The sequence below is a fragment of the Microbacterium xanthum genome, from assembly GCF_034531355.1.
GTDB classification, from domain to species: Bacteria; Actinomycetota; Actinomycetes; order Actinomycetales; family Microbacteriaceae; genus Microbacterium; species Microbacterium xanthum.
Genome location: NZ_JAWHUE010000003.1, coordinates 215,816 through 232,878, shown reverse-complemented (window position 1 = coordinate 232,878; position 17,063 = coordinate 215,816). Strand labels below are relative to the sequence as shown.

Annotated in this window: 16 protein-coding genes; 9 read left to right on the top strand and 7 right to left on the bottom strand. The window is 69.7% G+C overall.

The genetic code is table 11. The annotated features are described in order from the left end of the window. Positions 1–50: 50 nt before the first annotated feature. Positions 51–1,019, top strand: a complete 969-nt coding sequence (locus tag RZO50_RS11190; RefSeq protein WP_322599810.1) for a hypothetical protein — start codon at positions 51–53, stop codon at positions 1,017–1,019. Further along, on the top strand, positions 1,003–1,542 hold the full coding sequence (locus RZO50_RS11185; RefSeq protein ID WP_322599809.1) for a hypothetical protein: 540 nt from the start codon (positions 1,003–1,005) through the stop codon (positions 1,540–1,542). Before RZO50_RS11190 ends, RZO50_RS11185 begins: the two co-directional genes overlap by 17 nt. Positions 1,543–1,607: 65 nt before the next feature. Here RZO50_RS11185 and RZO50_RS11180 read toward each other — a convergent pair whose 3' ends face one another. Together RZO50_RS11180 and RZO50_RS11175 are read right to left on the bottom strand one after the other, a co-directional pair. Beyond that, on the bottom strand, positions 1,608–2,873 hold the full coding sequence (locus RZO50_RS11180) for an AlbA family DNA-binding domain-containing protein (RefSeq protein ID WP_322599808.1): 1,266 nt from the start codon (positions 2,871–2,873) through the stop codon (positions 1,608–1,610). A gap of 38 nt (positions 2,874–2,911) precedes the next feature. Beyond that, positions 2,912–4,327: a recombinase family protein gene (locus tag RZO50_RS11175; RefSeq protein ID WP_322599807.1), complete on the bottom strand. Its 1,416-nt coding sequence runs from the start codon at positions 4,325–4,327 to the stop codon at positions 2,912–2,914. A gap of 127 nt (positions 4,328–4,454) precedes the next feature. Here RZO50_RS11175 and RZO50_RS11170 point away from each other — a divergent pair, with 127 nt between their 5' ends. The 5 genes from RZO50_RS11170 to RZO50_RS11150 all read left to right on the top strand — a co-directional run bounded on the left by RZO50_RS11170 (position 4,455) and on the right by RZO50_RS11150 (position 6,261). Then, on the top strand, positions 4,455–4,655 hold the full coding sequence (locus RZO50_RS11170; protein WP_322599806.1) for a hypothetical protein: 201 nt from the start codon (positions 4,455–4,457) through the stop codon (positions 4,653–4,655). 3 nt (positions 4,656–4,658) lie between these two features. Then, complete coding sequence (locus RZO50_RS11165; protein WP_322599805.1) at positions 4,659–5,069, top strand: TadE/TadG family type IV pilus assembly protein; 411 nt, start codon at positions 4,659–4,661, stop codon at positions 5,067–5,069. After that, positions 5,044–5,520: a TadE/TadG family type IV pilus assembly protein gene (locus tag RZO50_RS11160; RefSeq protein WP_322599804.1), complete on the top strand. Its 477-nt coding sequence runs from the start codon at positions 5,044–5,046 to the stop codon at positions 5,518–5,520. Before RZO50_RS11165 ends, RZO50_RS11160 begins: the two co-directional genes overlap by 26 nt. Beyond that, the gene (locus RZO50_RS11155) at positions 5,517–5,987 is read left to right on the top strand and encodes a pilus assembly protein TadG-related protein (RefSeq protein WP_322599803.1); all 471 of its coding nucleotides are present in this window, start codon (positions 5,517–5,519) and stop codon (positions 5,985–5,987) included. The genes RZO50_RS11160 and RZO50_RS11155 overlap by 4 nt, the downstream gene beginning before the upstream one ends. Before the next feature lie 109 nt (positions 5,988–6,096). Next, positions 6,097–6,261 carry a hypothetical protein gene (locus RZO50_RS11150; protein ID WP_322599802.1) on the top strand — a complete coding sequence of 55 codons (165 nt, stop codon included), beginning with the start codon at positions 6,097–6,099 and terminating at the stop codon, positions 6,259–6,261. Between the two features lie 5 nt (positions 6,262–6,266). Here the strand turns inward: RZO50_RS11150 and RZO50_RS11145 are convergent, their stop codons facing one another. The 5 genes from RZO50_RS11145 to RZO50_RS11125 form a co-directional block, all read right to left on the bottom strand. Next, positions 6,267–6,920 (bottom strand): DedA family protein, encoded by a 654-nt coding sequence (locus RZO50_RS11145; RefSeq protein WP_322599801.1) that lies wholly within the window; start codon positions 6,918–6,920, stop codon positions 6,267–6,269. A gap of 144 nt (positions 6,921–7,064) precedes the next feature. Then, on the bottom strand, positions 7,065–8,933 hold the full coding sequence (locus RZO50_RS11140) for a YcaO-like family protein (protein WP_322599800.1): 1,869 nt from the start codon (positions 8,931–8,933) through the stop codon (positions 7,065–7,067). After that, a complete protein-coding gene (locus tag RZO50_RS11135; protein WP_322599799.1) occupies positions 8,930–11,134 on the bottom strand; it encodes a YcaO-like family protein in 2,205 nt (734 codons plus the stop codon). The genes RZO50_RS11140 and RZO50_RS11135 overlap by 4 nt, the downstream gene beginning before the upstream one ends. 199 nt (positions 11,135–11,333) lie before the next feature. After that, complete coding sequence (locus RZO50_RS11130) at positions 11,334–13,115, bottom strand: ABC transporter ATP-binding protein (RefSeq protein WP_322599798.1); 1,782 nt, start codon at positions 13,113–13,115, stop codon at positions 11,334–11,336. After that, positions 13,112–14,818: an ABC transporter ATP-binding protein/permease gene (locus tag RZO50_RS11125; protein ID WP_322599797.1), complete on the bottom strand. Its 1,707-nt coding sequence runs from the start codon at positions 14,816–14,818 to the stop codon at positions 13,112–13,114. The genes RZO50_RS11130 and RZO50_RS11125 overlap by 4 nt, the downstream gene beginning before the upstream one ends. An 80-nt stretch (positions 14,819–14,898) precedes the next feature. Between RZO50_RS11125 and RZO50_RS11120 the strand changes: the two genes are divergently transcribed. Together RZO50_RS11120 and RZO50_RS11115 are read left to right on the top strand one after the other, a co-directional pair. After that, positions 14,899–15,972 carry a FecCD family ABC transporter permease gene (locus RZO50_RS11120; protein WP_322599796.1) on the top strand — a complete coding sequence of 358 codons (1,074 nt, stop codon included), beginning with the start codon at positions 14,899–14,901 and terminating at the stop codon, positions 15,970–15,972. A gap of 68 nt (positions 15,973–16,040) precedes the next feature. Beyond that, positions 16,041–17,057: an ABC transporter substrate-binding protein gene (locus RZO50_RS11115; protein WP_322599795.1), complete on the top strand. Its 1,017-nt coding sequence runs from the start codon at positions 16,041–16,043 to the stop codon at positions 17,055–17,057. The last annotated feature ends 6 nt before the right edge of the window (positions 17,058–17,063 follow it).

The window sequence follows — 17,063 nt, the reverse complement described above, 5'->3', positions numbered from 1 at the left end:
CCCACTCGGTTCCGCTAGTGTTCAGGGCAACATGGGGGAAGGGGCCCTGAATGGCCGATGGGGGCAGCGGCGGCGGAGTCGAGAGTGCCGGCAATAGTCAGATGTGGTTCGCGAAGCCGGGTCAGGAGGTTCTCTTCTACAGGATCAATCGGCGTCCGATCGGTGGCGACCCGTCCTTGTTCCATCCGGACCCTGATCTACTTGGCCATCTAGAGCGCGTTCTGGAACCCGCCGAGCCGGCTACCAGCGGCACGCAGTACAAACGGACCTGGAGGCTCGGAGACCTTAGATTCAACCGAGAGCGCGGGACGTTCACTGGCCGCCTGGGCTGGGCGCGCTCGGGCGAGGCTGTCAACCAGTCGTGGGATGAGGAGCAACACAGTTGGATGGACCGCCTCGTGGCCCGAGACGAGAGCGCCGTGTCTCCCGTGGCGTTTTCATCAGATGGACGCATCCTGGGGGTACTGAAGAACCCGTCCTTCTCCACCGAGTCCGTCCTGGGCGATGTCCTCAGCCAAATCCTCAACCTCGGCGAGCGGCAGACGGAGTTCGCGACTACGGAGTGGAGCGTTGAGCCCCTCGGGGATTCTCAGGAGTTCTACGAATGGTTGCAAGACCTAGACCAACTGCTGACCCTGCGCATGGTCTTTGAGCGTCCCAATCCGGACGGTGAGGAGCAGTTCCAAGAGCTCTTTGAACGACTCGACGCATACGAGGCAGATCAAATCAAAGAGGAGATTCGGGCGCGAGACGAGACCACCGGGCTCAAAAAAGAAGCCGTCCAAGAAGACCCCACCACGCAAGGATTCATGGTCGCAGCTCTGCGATACGCATTCGGTCGAGTGTGGGCTAAAGGGAAGCGGCGGGGGCGAACAGTTCACTATGACCAGCGGAAGCAGGTCGCACGCACCTCGATCGACATTGTCGGAAGTGACTGGGAAACTGCGACCAGCAGCGTGCTTGATGCGGTTGAGCGCCAGACGGAGAGGCGGCAGCTGACTAATGGGCGAAGTTCGTAGCGAGGTCGGTTTCTGGCGTGCAGTTGGGCGCCTGCGGCTGAGCGACGTCTTCTCCGTCGAAACTGCCGCGAGCTTCGTTCTCGGTATCGGACTGGCAGTCGGATTGTTCGCACTGGGAACGCCTCGGGATCGCATTGAAGTCGCGAGCCTGTACGTCGGTGTAGCGGCAGCCCTGGTTGCAATCGTCTTCGCCGGCGTCGCGCTCGTAACGTCCTTGCTGTCGGACTCCTACCTGCGGCTCCTCCAAGCATCGGATTCCGGAGTGCTCGGCTTCTTGCGGCCGTTCATGATCGCGGTCGGCGTTCAGGTCGCGACCCTCTTGGGCGCAGTCGGGTTTGCTGCGACGGCCGAGTTCCTCCCACCTGGCCTCGAGCCGTGGTTCTTCGGGGTGCTCTCGGTTCTCTTCGTGGCGTCATGCCTCGAGGTCGTCGTGCTTATGCGGTCGGTCTTTATGCACGCACTGCTGCGGACGAAGTTTGCGCAGACATTGGAGAACGAGCGTAGACGGCAGGCAGGGCAGTAGTACCGGCAAGCCTGAACAGGACCCTTCAAGCAAATGAACTGCGACTAGCCTCTCCGGCTAATGGATCACCAGCCCCACTCTCGCGGGCGTGGGGGGAGCATCGGGTCGAGGATCGTGGGCTTCTTGAATCCCACTTGGTTAAGCGCGGAGGTTGCGAGCGCAATCGCGGCTCGGATGAAATCAGCATCACTTACCGACGGATCCACGGCGGCCCGCACGGCACGGAAGCGCCCACCGAGAGGTCGATGCACTCCCGCCGGAGGGGCAGCGTTGCGTTCATGGAACTCGGGTGTCAGGCCAGCGGCGTCCTCGAACTCAACGCCGAGAACGACGTCGTAGTCTCCAGCCGGACCATCTGCGGCGACGGCATGGACCATGGCAAGTAATGCGGCAGCGAAGGCTTCTACGGCCAGTGTGGGGATCTGATGCACGTCGTGGTGTTTGCCGGACTTGTCACGCACGTGGCCTCCGGCGCGCCAAGACAGGCCCAGCGACCCGTCGTCCAGCACCACAGCGTGAGCTTCCCGATAGTCGCCGGGATTGTCCGGTGGCAAGTACTGTCCGTCGAGTGTCGGGCGGGGCCGATACGGCTGGACATCCTCGAGCGGACTGTACTTGTCGGCCTCTGCCAGCCACCAGCGGGTCAGCAAGGTTGCGCGATTGATAAGGCTCGGCACCGCGTCAGGCTCGCCACGTCTCGAGCTTCTGCTCCGGGGCCTTGCAGCTCCGACGAGCACCGCGCACTCAGTCCTACCGGCGGCCGATGCTAGGTCGTCGTAGATCTGTTGCAGTTCTTCCTCGCCTCGGCGACGGCCTTCGAAGCGAGACCGGTACGCGGCTTCGATCTCGCGCTCCCTCATCCAGTGCGTGTCCGCCCCGGTGCGCAGCGGTGCACCGAACTGGTCATTTCGATACACCAGATGCGGGCCATCCGGACTCGCTGGGATCACTAGTGCGACTGCACGCATGCCAGTCGTGGAAGGTATCGCAAAGGCTTGGACCCCGAACACTGGGGGAGTGATGGCCGCCATGGTCACCTGCCGGATGGTGCGTTCGTAGCCCTCGGTTAACTCACCCGCGTCGTGGCGACCGTCCGCTACAGCGCCGGTGTCCGTCACGCCGAAGACGAGCATGCCGCCACCTGCATTCGCAAACGCTGCGATGTCCTTCACTATGTCCGAGTCGCGAAAGCTCTTCTCAGGAGGGAGAGCTGTCTTCCAGTCGAGTTCGTCGCCCTCCGCAATGCCCTGGGCGACAGCGTCGTCAATCATCTGATCGGTGAGGGGTCCCGGGCGCTCCCCGAGTGCTCGGTGCAATGGCGTGTGCAGCATGGGCTCAGCATAGGGAGTGAGCCGCGACGGTGAATCCTCTAGCTCTTCCACGCGACCCGCACGGAGTCCGGATCGAACGCCTTGCCGCTGCCGCTGGGCAGGATGGTCACCGTCACGAGGGTATCCAGCACAGCGCGCTTGACGTCCATGGACAGCCCGTCCCACACCTGGCGCGCGTTGGGGCCGACTAGCTCAGCAGGGACGGCACCAGGCAGCGCAGCATCCAGGGCGGCGGCAGCCTGCACCCGGTCAGCCCGTAGTCGCTCAGTGATGCGCGTGAGCTGGGCCGCGTTGATGTCACCCGTGGCGAACATGTCGGCAGCGTTGGCCAGGCGGGCATCCAGCGCCTCGATGCTGTCGCGGGCATCCTGCACCGCAGCCGGGTCGCCCTGACTGAACAACTGCGTCGCGTCGGGCATCTGCAAGCGGCCCAGCACGATGCCCTCGACCAGCGCATCAACCGGGTCCTGCTTGCGGCGCACGCGGTAGCACTCGCGGCACACGTAGCTCGGCGGCTGGCGCTTCTCGTTGCCGTTGGCCTGGCGCGTCTTCCGCCCCACCGCGCGCACCATCACCCCGCCGCACTCCACCGGCTCGCCGGCTTCATCCAGCTCGCCTGTAGGGCGACCACACCGGGCAATGCCGCCCAGCAGATACTTCGGTGAGCGGCCTGCCGGTGCAGTACGGCGCAGCGGGTCAGTCAGCACGGCCTTGATCCGTTCGTGGGTGTCCTCGTCGATGACGCGGGGGGAGTCATCCGGAGCACTGCCTACCACCTGCCCTCTGTGTACAGTCAACCCGGCCAGGCTGGGCCTGAGCAATAGCTGCTTCAAGGTCGTGGTGTTCCACCGCGCGCCCCGGCCTGGCGTCGGTGCCTGCTGCGCATCCAGGTCCTTGCAGATCGCCCGCAACGATTCACCGTCAAGCACGCGCGCCACCGCAGCCCGGATAGTCGCGGCCTCGGTAGGCTCCAGCACGATACACGCGCCGTCACGTCGGTAGCCGTAGCCCACCCGCCCCTGATGCACGCCGCTGGCTGCCCGCTGCACGTTGGCGGCGACCTGACGTGTGGCCTTCTGCTCGCCCTCGTACTGGCTCCACGCGGCCACGGTGCGCGCCACCGCACGGCCTGCGGGTGTAGTCAGGTCCAGGGTGCCAGCGGTGACGGTGTAGACAGGCACGTTCAGGGCGATGACGCGCTCCAGGTCGCGGGTCAGGCGCAGCAGCCGGTCCTGATGCCAGGCGACGATAGCCGGGGGCTGGACGTTCAGCATGGCTTCAAAGCCAGGGCGCACCTTGCCGCTCGTGGCGCTGATGTCGTTGTCGCTGTATATGTGGACGACTGTCATGCCCAGGCGCTCAGCCAGCGCGCGGCATTCCTGCTCCTGGCGGGCCACACCTAGCCCCTCACCCGTGCGATCAAGGCTGATGCGCGTGTAGATGACGCAGTCCATAAAGGTACCTTAGTGCCATGCCTGTGCCGTTGGTGTTCTTGATTCTGCCGTTGAGCGTCTTGTTCGCGGTGTTCCCCGGGATCCTCATGCTGCGGCTGGGGGTCGGATGAGACAGAAGGAGATGCGGATGCTGCGATGGTGGACTCGGCTGGAGGCGGCGGTTCGCGCCCGTCTCGTCGATTCATTCGAGGACGAGACCGGGGACGTACCCGGCTGGGTGCTCATCACGCTCATGACGGCGGGCCTGGTCGTCGTGATCTGGGCGCTCGCCGGACCGGCGTTGGCCGGCCTGTTCGAGCAGGCGATCGATCGCGTGTCCGGCTTCTGAAGCGTGGCGGCGCTGCGACGGCGGGTGCGGGCAGCGCTCGCGGACGAGACAGGCTCGGCTCCCGCCGAGTTCGTGCTCGTCGGGGTGCTGTTGACCGCGCTGACCCTCGCGGTGCTGCAGCTGGGGGTCGGGCTCTACGTGCGGAACGTGGTGCACGATGCCGCGGTCGAGGGAGCTCATCGCGCGGCGCTGGCAGACACGACTCTCGGTGAGGGCGCGGCCCGCACGCGCGAGATCATCGAGCGCACCGTCGGGTCGGCGTTCGCGGCCCAGGTGGATATCGCACACACGTCGCACCTCGATCACCCGGCGGTCGCCGTGACGGTGCGGGGCACGCTGCCGTTGGCAGGGCTGTTCGGTGTTCCGAGGGCGATGGAGGTGACCGCTCATGCGCCGGTGGAGAGCTTCGACTGACCGCGCCCGAGGCCTCGAATGGCAGGACGATTCGGGGTCGGCGGCGTTGGAGTTCATCGTCGTGGGTCTGCTCCTGCTCGTCCCCCTGGTCTACCTGGTCATCACCCTGTCGACGGTGCAGCACCAGTCTCTCGGGGCCGAAGCCGCCGCGCGTCATATCGCGCGGGCGATCTCGACCTCCAGCGGCTCGTCGGCAGCCGATGATCGGGCGCATCGGATCCTCGCCTCCGTCGTCGACGAGTACGGGATGGACTCGCGCGCCGTGACGATCGACGTGGAGTGTCGACCGGCCGGGGAATGCCCGCAGGCGGGAGCCCTGGTCGTGGTGACGGTGGCGGCGACGGTGTCGCTGCCGCTCGTGCCGGACGTCCTGGGGCTCGACCGGCTCGCACAAGTGCCGGTGGAAGCGACGTCGGTGCAGAAGGTCTCCCGCACCTGGAGTGAGGGATGATCGCGCGTGCCCGGGCGGTGGTCGCCGCTCGACAGAGCGCGCCGAGGGCCCTTCGCACCGTCGCGGCGGATGACACCGGCAGCATCCTGCCGTTGACCCTCGGCTACCTCGCGCTCGCACTCGTCGTGGTGCTGTTGTGTGTGGCCGCGACGAGTCTGTACCTCGCACAGAAGCGGGTGGACGCCCTCGCCGACGGTGCGGCGCTCGCCGGCGCCGACGGGTTCGTGTTCACGGTCGTCGCCGGCGAGCCGGTCGCACGGCTGACCGACGCCGCGGTCTCGGAGCAGGCGGAGACGTTCCTCGGCGCGGTGGGCGCCGACGCGGTGCTGGTGGACGCGGGATCCCCGGACGGCGTCTCGTCACGTGTGACGGTCGCCGACGTCTGGTATGCACCGGTCGTCACGCTCTTCGTGCCCGAGGGCCTGCGCCTGGAGGCCACCGCGACCAGCCGCACCGTCCTCCGGTGACGCGCGGAAAATCGGGCTATCGCTCGTGCCCGGGTGCGTCGCGCGACGCCGTTCGCGGCTTGTGCGGTCAGGTGGTGACCTCAACGAGCAGATCCCGTATCAACGGGCGATGGAGCAGATGAGTGCGGCCGTGCACGTCGGTGACATCGAGGAGATGCGGGCGATCTTCTCCGGCGGGCTGGCGGAGATGTTCCCTCGCAGCTCCGATGTCGACATGATCGCCGAGGCGCTCGAGGAGGCTGACCTGGACGTGCTGCGGCACATGTTCGCGTAGCGCTGTCAGGCCTCGACTCGGGCCGCGCGGCGCTCGCGCACGTAGTGGATGCCGACGACGATCGCGGTGCCGGCGACGACGGCGAGCAGGATGACGTCGATGTAGCGGGTGACGAAGTCGCTCACCCACGGGATGTAGGCGATGACGTAGCCGAGCAGGGTGAAGCTGAAGGCCCACAGCACCGCACCGATGAAGTTGTACAGCGTGTAGACGCGCAGCGGCATGTGACCGACGCCGGCGGCGACCGGGGCGAAGGTGCGGACCACAGGCACGAAACGGGCGACGACGATCGCGAGGCCCCCGAACCGGTCGAAGAACGCGTTGGTGCGTTCGACGTTCCTGCGGCTGATCAGACCTGTCTCCTTCCGCTCGAACAGGGCGGGGCCACTGCGGTGGCCGATGTAGTACCCGACCTGCCCGCCGATGAACGCGGCGAGAGCGATCGCCGAGCACACCACCCAGATGTTCACGTGGAACACGTCGACGGTGTGGGTGAGCAGCCCGGAGATGATGAGCAGGCTGTCTCCGGGGAAGAGGAACCCGATGAGCAGCCCCGTCTCGGCGAAGATGATCGCGCACACCACGAGGAGTGCCCACGGGCCGGCGGCATCGATGATCGTCTCGGGGTCGAGCCAGGGGATCAGTGCGAGTGGGGTCATGTCTCCTGCGTGCCGCGCCGGGTCGGGATGCGCGGGGTGGGGCGAGTCTATCGACGCACTCGTCGCCGGCGCGTCGTTCCGGCGGGGCCGCCCATGCCGACGAGCCCGCGGATGCGAACACGTGAGCGCGCCGGGGATCTCAGGTCACCACCCGGGATACGGATGGCGGGCGCGGCGCGGGTCGTCGAACGCCGCCACGTCGATTCGGCGGAGGTCGGGGGCGAGCACGCGGACCGCGTGAGCCCCTGCTTCGCGGACGTCCGGGGTCGCGACGTCGACCACGACCGTGCGCGTCGACCCGTCGAGCGCCTCCCAGGGCGATCGTTGCCTCGGGGTGGAAGTCCCCGCGGTGTCGCTTGTGGGCGTTCGGGGAACCGCCGGTGTCGTCCGGCGGCGCGTGTCGGCGATCACGCGCGGGTCGAGACCGCGCTGGAGGTGACACATCGGGTCGATCAGATGGCGCGGGTCGGCGAACGCATCGGCATATCCCCGTCCGGGGTCGAACGGAGCCAGCCCGGCGACGCCGCCGTTGCCGAGCGCCGCCGCTTCTCGGATGAGGCTGGCCGGGGCAAGGAGGTCGCGCGCCGATGCGTGCTGAACGAGCGCCGAGGCCGCCGCGGCCTCGGCGGCCTCGGCGGGTTCGCGTGCGCACGCGAACCCGAGCGCGACCACGTCCCGTTCCGGATCGTCGACCACGGCCAGTCGCACCGGCACACCCAGAGGCGAGGGCACAGCCAGGATGCGGAGGGCCCACGCGCATCCGTCCCACGCGTCGTCGACCGTCTCCGGCGCGAACACGTCGGCGAGCTCGTCACCGCGATCCCACCAGCGCGCCACCGCGTCGTGGGCGATGACGTGCGCGGCGGCGCGGTCGCGTGCCTCCTCGGCGGTGAACCCCGCAGCCAGTCCGACGAGGTTGTGCCCGTTGGTGCGGGGGAGCGGGTCGAGTTCGGAAGCGAGGTATCCGGCGTGCACGAGACTCAGGGGCACCCAGCACGTGACATCCGACGCGGCGCCGCGCAACCACCACGTGGGGTCGTGGTCGCCGAGCCGGGTGAAGGGGAACCCCGGCTGGTCGTGGAGCTCCGGTGGGTGCGGGCGCCACTGGTCGACCGTGAGCACCTCGTCTCCGGCGGCGCGCAGGCTCGCCGCGTCGGCGAGCCGAATCCGGCCCTGTCCCAGGTACGCGCCGCAGAGGTGTGCGAGCCCGGAGCGGACCGCTTCGTCGCCGGGGCCGGTACCGGTGCGGAACCCGCCGGCCGGGGCGAGGGGGTCGGGTTGGAACCTCCGATCCGCACTCGTGAGGTGGGGGAGCTCCGCGTGCAGATGCACGAAGCCGGGCGGGGCCTCAGGGTCGACGGGGCGCGTGACGATGCGGGCGAGGAGCCCGGTGACGGGGTCGACAAGTGGCCGCGGTCGCCGGGCGTGCGCGTACCACGATGCCCCGTTCCACTCCTCCAGCGCATCGTGGCTTCCTGCCGTCCCCGTGAGGTCTGTGCGGGCACACAGCAGCGGGGCGATCTCGTCGCGGAGGGCGGGACGGGCGAGGGCGGTCGCGTGCGCGGGCTCGACGATGGTCGCACGCAGGATCCGGGACAACTCCGCCGCATCGTGCGCCGCATCACCCGGTGTCAGGGTGGTGCGGAACAGGCGACCGGCGAAGAGGATAACGACCGTCGTCCTCTGGTGCACCTCCTCGGCGACAGCGCCCAACGCATCCAGTCCGTCGACCACCGTCACCCTCTCGCGGCCGGCGAGGAGGCGCCCCTCGCCGTCGGCGCCCTCGTCATCGGGGCCGGAGGACTCGTGGCATTCCTCCCCTTCGGGTGACGTGACGCGTGAGGCGGGAAGCGCCGGCGGGTTCTCGACGGATGCGCGCAGCCGATCGAGCGCCGCCTGGACGGCGGCATCGTCGAGCTGGGTCGGCGGCGCCTCCAGCACCCACCGGCGCCCGCCCCACGCGCTCACCAAGAGTCGATCGTCGCCGAGCGCGTGCACGCTCAGCGGGGTCATGCGTGCGGGATCGGGAAGTGGTTGAGCTCGTCTTCGGCGAGCGGACGGGCGCGCCAGCCCAGTTCGACCGCGAGATCCTGCACGCGGCCGCCACCGAGGAAGGGGAAGGCCGCCGGGGCGTTGCCGACCGTGCCCGGGACGATGGCGCGTACGACGGCCATGCCCGTGCTGGCGATGTCGGGGGAGGTGATGTCGACGACGATCACCTCATGCCCGGCCGCCTCGAGGGCGCGGCGGTACGCATCGGGTGTGCGGGAGTCCAGCCGCGGCGCATCGGCGAGCGTGCGGGTGACGGGCCGCTCGAGCAACGGGGCGACGCGGTGCACGGCCCGGGGGTCGAGGTGCACCTGCTGCTGCACCATCAGATCGTCGCAGTCGCGCATGTCTTCCCGATAGGAGTCGAGATAGGCGCGGTCGGCTCGCCAGGCCTTGAACGACCGGCTGTTGAGTTCGCCGCGGGACATGGCGTCCCAGTGCGCCCCGTCGGCGCGCAACAGGTCGCGGCTGCCCTCCTGGAGTGTGCAGGCCTCGGTCCAGGCTTTGAGGGCGGCCGCCTCGGGGGTGTCGCGGCAGGCGAAGCCCACGTTCACGAGCGTGTCGACGTCGTTGTGGAGGACGCCCGCGGCCACCGGGACTCCGAACTCGTTGTCGATCATGATCAGGGAGGGGCGCTGGCCCGCCTCCGCGGGGACGTCATCCCACACGGCGCCGAGCTCTCCGGGGTCGGTGGCGTCGACGGGCTGGGCGTTCAGCCACCAGACCATCGTCGCGTGGCGTTCGATGATCTCCTCGAGCGCCGAGGTGATGGCGTAGTCCATCGCGGGGCCGGCGGCGATTCCCGCAAACGGGCAGAAGTTGGTCACCGGGGCGGCGGAGTATCCGGCGGTGAACCAGTTGACGTAGACCATGCTGGCCGGGACGAGGATGTCCTCGCCGGTGGTGAGCGAGCGTCCCGGCACCCAGTGCATCTCGAGGTCGTGGGTCATGCGCACGAACGGGAACCCGGGGGTCTCGTACTGCCGGTCGGAATAGAGGACGAGCCGGTCGGGGTCGAGGACCCGCACCGGGCCGCGGCGGAGCGCGTCGTAGCTGGCGAAGGTGACCGGCAGGGTGTCGAGGAGATTGCCGCAATATCGCTCGGCCGCTTCGCCGATCGCGCTGGCGCGCGCCTGCTCGGGATCGCCGAACGCCGCGCCTTGGCAGGAGGTGTTGTTGGCCCACCGTGAGACGCGTCGCATGTTGCACACGTCGCTCTGCGCGGTCGCGAGGCTTCTCGGAATGCTGGGGTCGTGGGTCACGTCGCGGGTGCGCTGCACGATGCCGGTGACCGGGTCGACGAGGTCGGCGGGCGCGTGCGGGTGTGATGCGCTGATGACGCTGTCCGGGAGGGGGAGGACCGGGTGCGGGGTGACGGATCCGTCTGGTGCCACATCGAAGACGGTGTCGCCGCGACGTTCGTCGAGGAGGAGGTCGACGGCGCCGCGGATCGCGGTGCCCATGCGGTGGGGGACGAGTCCCGCGTCGCCGCCGACGGCGGGCGTGCGCAGCGCGCGGTGGGCGACCGGGTCGAAGGCCGCAGCAGTGCGGCGGGAGGCGAAGTCTTCGTAGTTGGCTCCCACGCCGGGGGTCACGAAGGGGCCCACCCATGCGTGCGAGCGGGTGATCTCCACCGCCGCCCAGGGCGTTCGTGCGTCGCTGCACAGCCGATCCAGAGCGATGAGGGTCGAGTCATCGCCTCCGCGCACGGCGAAGACGAGGAGCTCACCGGTTCGGAAGGCGCGATGCACCACCCGTTGCCAGTCGTCTGCCGGCATGGCACGCAGCGGCGTCGGCGACGCCTGCTGCAGGGCGGCGACGACCAGTGGGTCGCCCGTGAGCAGCAGCTCGCCCGGTGTGGCGTCGGATCCGTTCCCCGCGTCCCAGACCGGCGGGGCGTCGGGCAGGAGGCCCGCGTGGTCGGCGGGTCCGAAGGCGCCGTCGCGGTCGAGGACGTCGCGCAGGAGACCAGCGGCCTCGTCCCATCCGTCGGCCAGCGCCGGTGACGGGTGTCCGAGGCTCCACGCGTCGACCAGGCGAAGTGCCGTCGCGGCGTCGATGTCGACGGTGAAAGACGCGCCGGTCGGGGTGGTCAGCAGGCTCTGTGCCGGGCCGAGCGCCCGGATCTCGACGCGGGCGGTGGCGGTGGTGGACGGGGCGGACATGGCGACTCCTCGGTCACGGACGGGGGAAGGGGGGCGGCGGACGGGCGCGGGCGCCCCGTTCGCACGGGACGCCCGCGGGACGATCACGACCAGGCGAAAGCGGTCGAGACGTGTCCGTGGTTGTTGGCGTTGGGTGCCAGGATCTGCTCCTCCGAGCGCTCCGTGGCGACCTCCGAAACGGCGATCTGCTGCATGTGTTTCACCTCCTTCCGGGGGGCGTGGCGGTGCCGGCGAGACCCGCCGGCGGGGCTTGGTCGTGGGCGATGAGGGTGCGGTAGGCGTCGTGGGTCGCGAGCAGGTCGGCGTGCGCGCCGTCGGCGACCACGCGACCGTCCTCGAGCAGCACCACACGTGGCGCGCGGCGGATGGTCGACACCCGGTGGGCGATCACGATCGTCGTGCGCCCGTCGCGGAGGCGTTCGACCGCATCGGCGAGATCGGCCTCACGGACGGTGTCGAGTTGGGCGGAGGCCTCGTCGAGGATGAGCACCGCCGGATCGCGCAGGAGCACCTGTGCGATGGAGAGGCGTTGGCGCTGGCCTCCCGACATCGTCGCGCCGCGGTCACCCACCCGGGTGTCCAATCCGTCTTCCCACGCGCGGACGGTCCCGGCGAGACCCGCGTCGGTCAGCGCGCGCCACAGCGCCGCCTCGGTGGCGTCGGGGTCGGCGAGGAGCAGATTGCTGCGCACGGTGCCTCTGAAGACGAAGGGGTTCTGCGAGACCAGCGCGATTTCGCGGCGGAGGGACGTGCCTTCGATATCGTGCAGCCCGACACCGTCGAGGGTCACGGCGCCCGTGTCGGGGCTCCAGAGGCCGGTCAGCAGTCGCGCCACGGTCGTCTTTCCGGCGCCGGAACCACCGACGAGGGCGACTGTCTCGCCGGCGGCGATCTCGAGGTCGAGACCGCGCAGGACCGGGGGGCCTCCGGCGTACGAGAAGGTGACGGCGTCGAAACGCACCGCTCCGTGTCGTGGCGCCGGGAGAAGTGCTCGCGGCGCGGGCTCGTCGTCGACCTCGTCGAGGAGGGACAGGACGCGAGAGGCCGCAGCGGACATCTCACCCAGGCGCTGCACCATGACGAAGGCCCCCGCGGCGGGGACCACGGCGGCGGAGACGAGCACGAGGGCCACGGGGATGACGACGGGGTCGACGGTGCCGGCCGCGGCCCCGGCCATCAAAGCGACCAGGAAGCTGAGGCTGGTGGTGGCGACGATGACGTCGGCGAGTGCGGATTCGCCCGCGGCGCGCATAGCGAAACCGCGTTTGGCGCGCTGGACGTCCGCCGTTCGGGCCAGCACCTGTTCGCGGTGGTAGTCGGTGAGATCGAGCGCGGTCAACTCGCGCCGGGCCTCCGCCCCCTCGAACGAGACCGCCTGCAGGTCGCCCAGCCGGGCGCGGATGCGTGTGCCCTGAGCGACCTGCACGCGGGCCAGGACCCAGGGGACGGCCAGCAGCAGGGCGACACCGGCGGGGACGATCAGTCCGATGGGGCCGGTGATGACCACCAGGGCGACGGAGACCAGGGCCGGCGACACGATCGCGTTGACCCCGGACCCGAGCGTATGGGCGTAGAACCACTCCAGTGTCTCGACGTCGTTCATCGCGGTGCCCGCGACTTCGCCGGTACGCCGGGTTCCGGTGCGGGCGGGGACGATCCTCTCGACGGCGTCATAGACCCGCATGCGCAGCGCGGCGATGACGCGATAGGCCAGCACATGGCTGAGCCAGGATTCGATCCAGGTGAACACCGCTGCGGCGACCACCGCGGCGACCAGGCCCACCAGGAGGGCGACGACCAGGCTGTGCGGCGTGTCGGCGATGACGCTGGTCGCGACGGCCGTCGACAGTCCCGCCGCGGCGGCGGTGGCCGCTTGGAACGCCGTCATCGACAGCGTGGAGCGCAGGAACAGGCCACGTTCGTGACCGACCTCGTCCAGAAGACGCACGACGGGGCGCAGGAGGGCGGGGGCAGACGTCACGCTGCGACCTCCTCGGCCTGCGCGGCGTGGAGCCGCCAGAGGGTGCCGCGTCGCGCGAGCAGCTCGTCATACCCGCCCTGCTCGACCACCTGCCCGCCGTCGACGACGACGACCAGGTCGGCGTCGCGGATCGCGGTGAGGCGATGCGCGATGACCACGAGGGTGCGCGCGTCGACGGCTCCGCCCGCGTCACGCAGCGTCGTCAGGAGCGCCCGTTCGCGTCGCGCGTCGAGGGCGGAGGATGCCTCATCGAGCAGGAGGACGGGGGAGCGACGCAACAGCGCGCGGGCGATCGCGACGCGTTGGCGCTGGCCCCCGGAAAGGAGTGCGCCGCCGTCGCCGACGGGGGCGTCGAGACCGCGCTCGACCAGTTCGGCGGCCTGCGCCTGCTCCAGCGCGTCGATCAGCGATGCGTCGTCGCTGTCGGGGGCGACGACGGCGAGATTCTCGCGGAGTGTGCCGGCGAAGATCACCGGCTCCTGCGAGACGAGCGAGACCGGCGGCACATCGGCGAGCCGGTCGAGCGCCACGGTGCCGGTGGTCGGGGTGAGAAGGCCCAGGATCGTGTTGGCGACGGTGGACTTCCCGGCACCCGAGGGGCCGACGATCGCGGTCAGTCGCCCGCGGGGGACGCGGAGGGTGAGATCGTGCAGGGCGTCGTGTGCCGCGCCCGGGTACCGCACGGTCACGCGGTCGAGTTCGACGGCGATCGATGCGTCCGACGGCGTCTGCGGAGCGGGCACCGGCGCGGTCTCGACGGGCGCGTCCACATCCGCGAGGATCCGGGAGCCGGCCGTGACACCCAGATACCCCGCGTGCCAATGGTTGGAGAGGTCGCGGAAGGGACGGAAGACCTCGAAGCCGATGAGTGTGACCGCGAACAGAGCGGAGGGGGCCAGCGCGCCCGCCCACACGCGCGTGACTCCGACCGTCAGGACGAGGGCGGGGCCGGCCACGAGCAGGAAGCCGGTCAGACCGGACTCGACCAGGGACAGCCGCACCTGGCGGAGGGTCGCGGTCAGCAGCGATCCGCTCGCGCGGTCGAGTTCGTCCCGGCGGCGACCGGCGGCGCCGAGGAGCTTGAGGGTCTCCATGCCGCGCATCGCGTCGACGACGTCGGCGTGGAGCGCTGAATAGGCCCCCCAGTGCTCGTCGCCGCGTCCCTTGAGCGCACGATCCCACAGCCGGGGGATGAAGGGCACGAGGAGAGCCGTCGCGCCGGCGACGACGCCGACGACCGGGTCGATGGCGACGAGGATCGCGACGGCGACCACCGCGGTGAGGCCGGTGACGAGGACCTGGGGCAGGTATCGGGTGACGTAGGGCTCGAGGTTCTCGACGCCGTCGACCAGCAGCGCATGTCGCGAGCCGATGCGCTCGGTGCCGGGTGCGAACGGTCCGCGTGCGGTCTCGTGGTCGAGGATGCGGCCGCGGAGTCGTCGCTTCATGCGCGACGCGACATGGTGCGCGACGAGCTCACGGGAGGCCGTGCCCGCGGGCCGCAGCAGCAGTGCCGCGGCGAGGATCAGCAGCGGCAGGACCAGGGCGGTCAGGGAGAGTCCGTCGAGGATCCCGCTGAAGACCGACGCGGTGGCGAGTGCCTGGGTGATGGCGAGTGCGCTCAGCGCGAGACCCACTGCGGTGCCCGCCGCGATGCCGAGACCGTGGGGGCTCACCAGGCGCACAAGAGCGAATTTGACCACGGATGACCTCTGCTAACGTGCTAACGACAATCATTATCAAGAACGGTTCCTGACAAGTTGTACACGACACCCGCGTCCCGATGCCAACGTTGACCGCTGCGCCGCCGGCCCCCGCCGCGGGGGCACGGGCGACACGCCGTCGTCACGTTCTGCTCGCGTCGGTCCTCGGCGCGGTAACCCTCGTCGTCGCGATCGTCGCGGTCGGAATCGGGCCGGTCGCCATCCCGCCCGACGTCGTCGCGCGCATCATCGCCGGGGAGATCGGGCTCGGCCCCGCGCAGGCGTCGTCGACGTCCGATCACTCGATCGTCTGGATGATCCGTGTCCCCCGCGTGCTCCTGGGGCTCTTCGTCGGGGCCGCGCTCGCAATCGCGGGTGTGGTGATCCAGGCGCTGGTGCGCAACCCGCTGGCCGACCCGTACCTGCTGGGTATCTCGTCCGGAGCCTCCACCGGCGCCGCCGCGAGCATCCTGTTCGGCATCGGGAGCTCGCTCGGGGCGATCGCCCTCACGGGCAGCGCGTTCGTCGGTGCGCTGCTGGCGATCGTGCTGGTCCTGTCGATCGCCCGTATCGGGGGACGGCTGATCACCTCGCGCCTCGTGTTCGCGGGGATCGCCGTGGGCTTTGCCCTGACCGCTCTCACCAACTTCCTCGTCTTCGCGGGGCAGAGCCGAGACGGTGCGCGCGCGGTGATGTTCTGGATGCTCGGGTCGCTCGCACAGGCACGCTGGGCCTCCGTGCCGCTGCTGGTGGTGCTGGTCTTGACCGCATTCGTGGTCTTCGTCGTCTGGGCGCGCCGCCTCGATGCGCTGGCGATCGGGGATGACACCGCGTTGGCCCTCGGGACGCATCCGACGCGCTTCCGAGCGGGGGCGGCGTTGGTGGTGAGTGTGGCGGTCGCGGCGGCCGTAGCGGTCTCGGGCCTCATCGGCTTCGTCGGACTGGTCGTGCCGCACATCGCCCGACGCCTGGTCGGCGGCCGCCACAGCATCCTGCTGCCGGTATCCGCGCTCATCGGGGCGTTGCTGTTGGTCGCAGCCGACGCCCTGGCGCGAGTCGCCTTCGCGCCACGTGAACTTCCCCTGGGCATCGTCACCGCCCTGATCGGCACGCCGCTGCTGATCGCCCTGGTGCGCCGCACCATCACACGCTGACCTCCGCGCGGCGCCACGACGTCTCAGATCCTGTCCCGACAACACCCGAGAAAGAGAGAAGGAACCACATGTCCCTCCCCACACCCCTGCGACGGGCGAGCTTCGGCGCCCTCGGCCTGGTCGGCGTGCTCGCGTTCGCCGCATGCAGCACCGACGCCGAGCCGGCATCGGTCGAGACCGAGGCGGCCGCCGTCGAAGAGACGGTCTACCCCGTCACGATCGTCAACTGCGGCGCAGACCTCACGATCGACGCCGAGCCGGAGAGCGTGCTGACCATCGGCACCTCGGCGGTCGCACTCGTCGACGCGGCAGGCGCATCGGACCGCATCGTCGCCCGCGCCGGCGAGTTCGGCGCGGACCTGCCCGCCGGTCTGTCGAACCCGCCGGAGGACGTCGAGATCGTCGACCCCTCCGACCCCGCGATCGAGGCGATCGTCGGAACCGAGGCCGACATCATCGTCGGATACGGCCTGTTCAACGCCTCGGATGACGACGTGGCCGCCGTCGGCATCCCCAATGTCGTCATCGACGGCGAGTGCAGCCACGATGCCGCGCTGACGGACAAGACCGACTTCGAGGCGATCTTCGCCGACGTCCAGCGTCTGGGCACGGTGTTCGACACCAGCGAGACCGCGGAGGCGAACGTGGCCGCGATGCGTGCCGAGGTCGATGCGTTGAGCGACGTCGACACCTCTCAGAACGAGGGGGAAAGCGCCGCGGTCGTGTACTACTTCTTCGACGGGGCGACGATGTCGGCCCGCGGCGGACAGGGCATCGCCGACGACGTGCTCGCCCGTGCCGGGTTCGAGAACGTGTACGGCGACGAGCCGTCGGTCTACCTCGAGGCGAACATCGAGACGCTGCTCGACGCCGACCCGCACACGATCGTGCTCGCCTACGGCCTGTACGGGGAGAGCTTCGACGAGGCGCTGGCGCTGTTCCTGGCCGAGCCGGGCGCGGAGAACCTCACCGCCGTGAAGGAGGACCGGGTGATCGGCGTCCTCGCGTCGGATCTGGCTCCCGACCCGGGCGCGGTGCGTGGCCTCGAGCAGGTGCTCGTGGGCACGGGTGCGATCGAGGGATGATCTCCG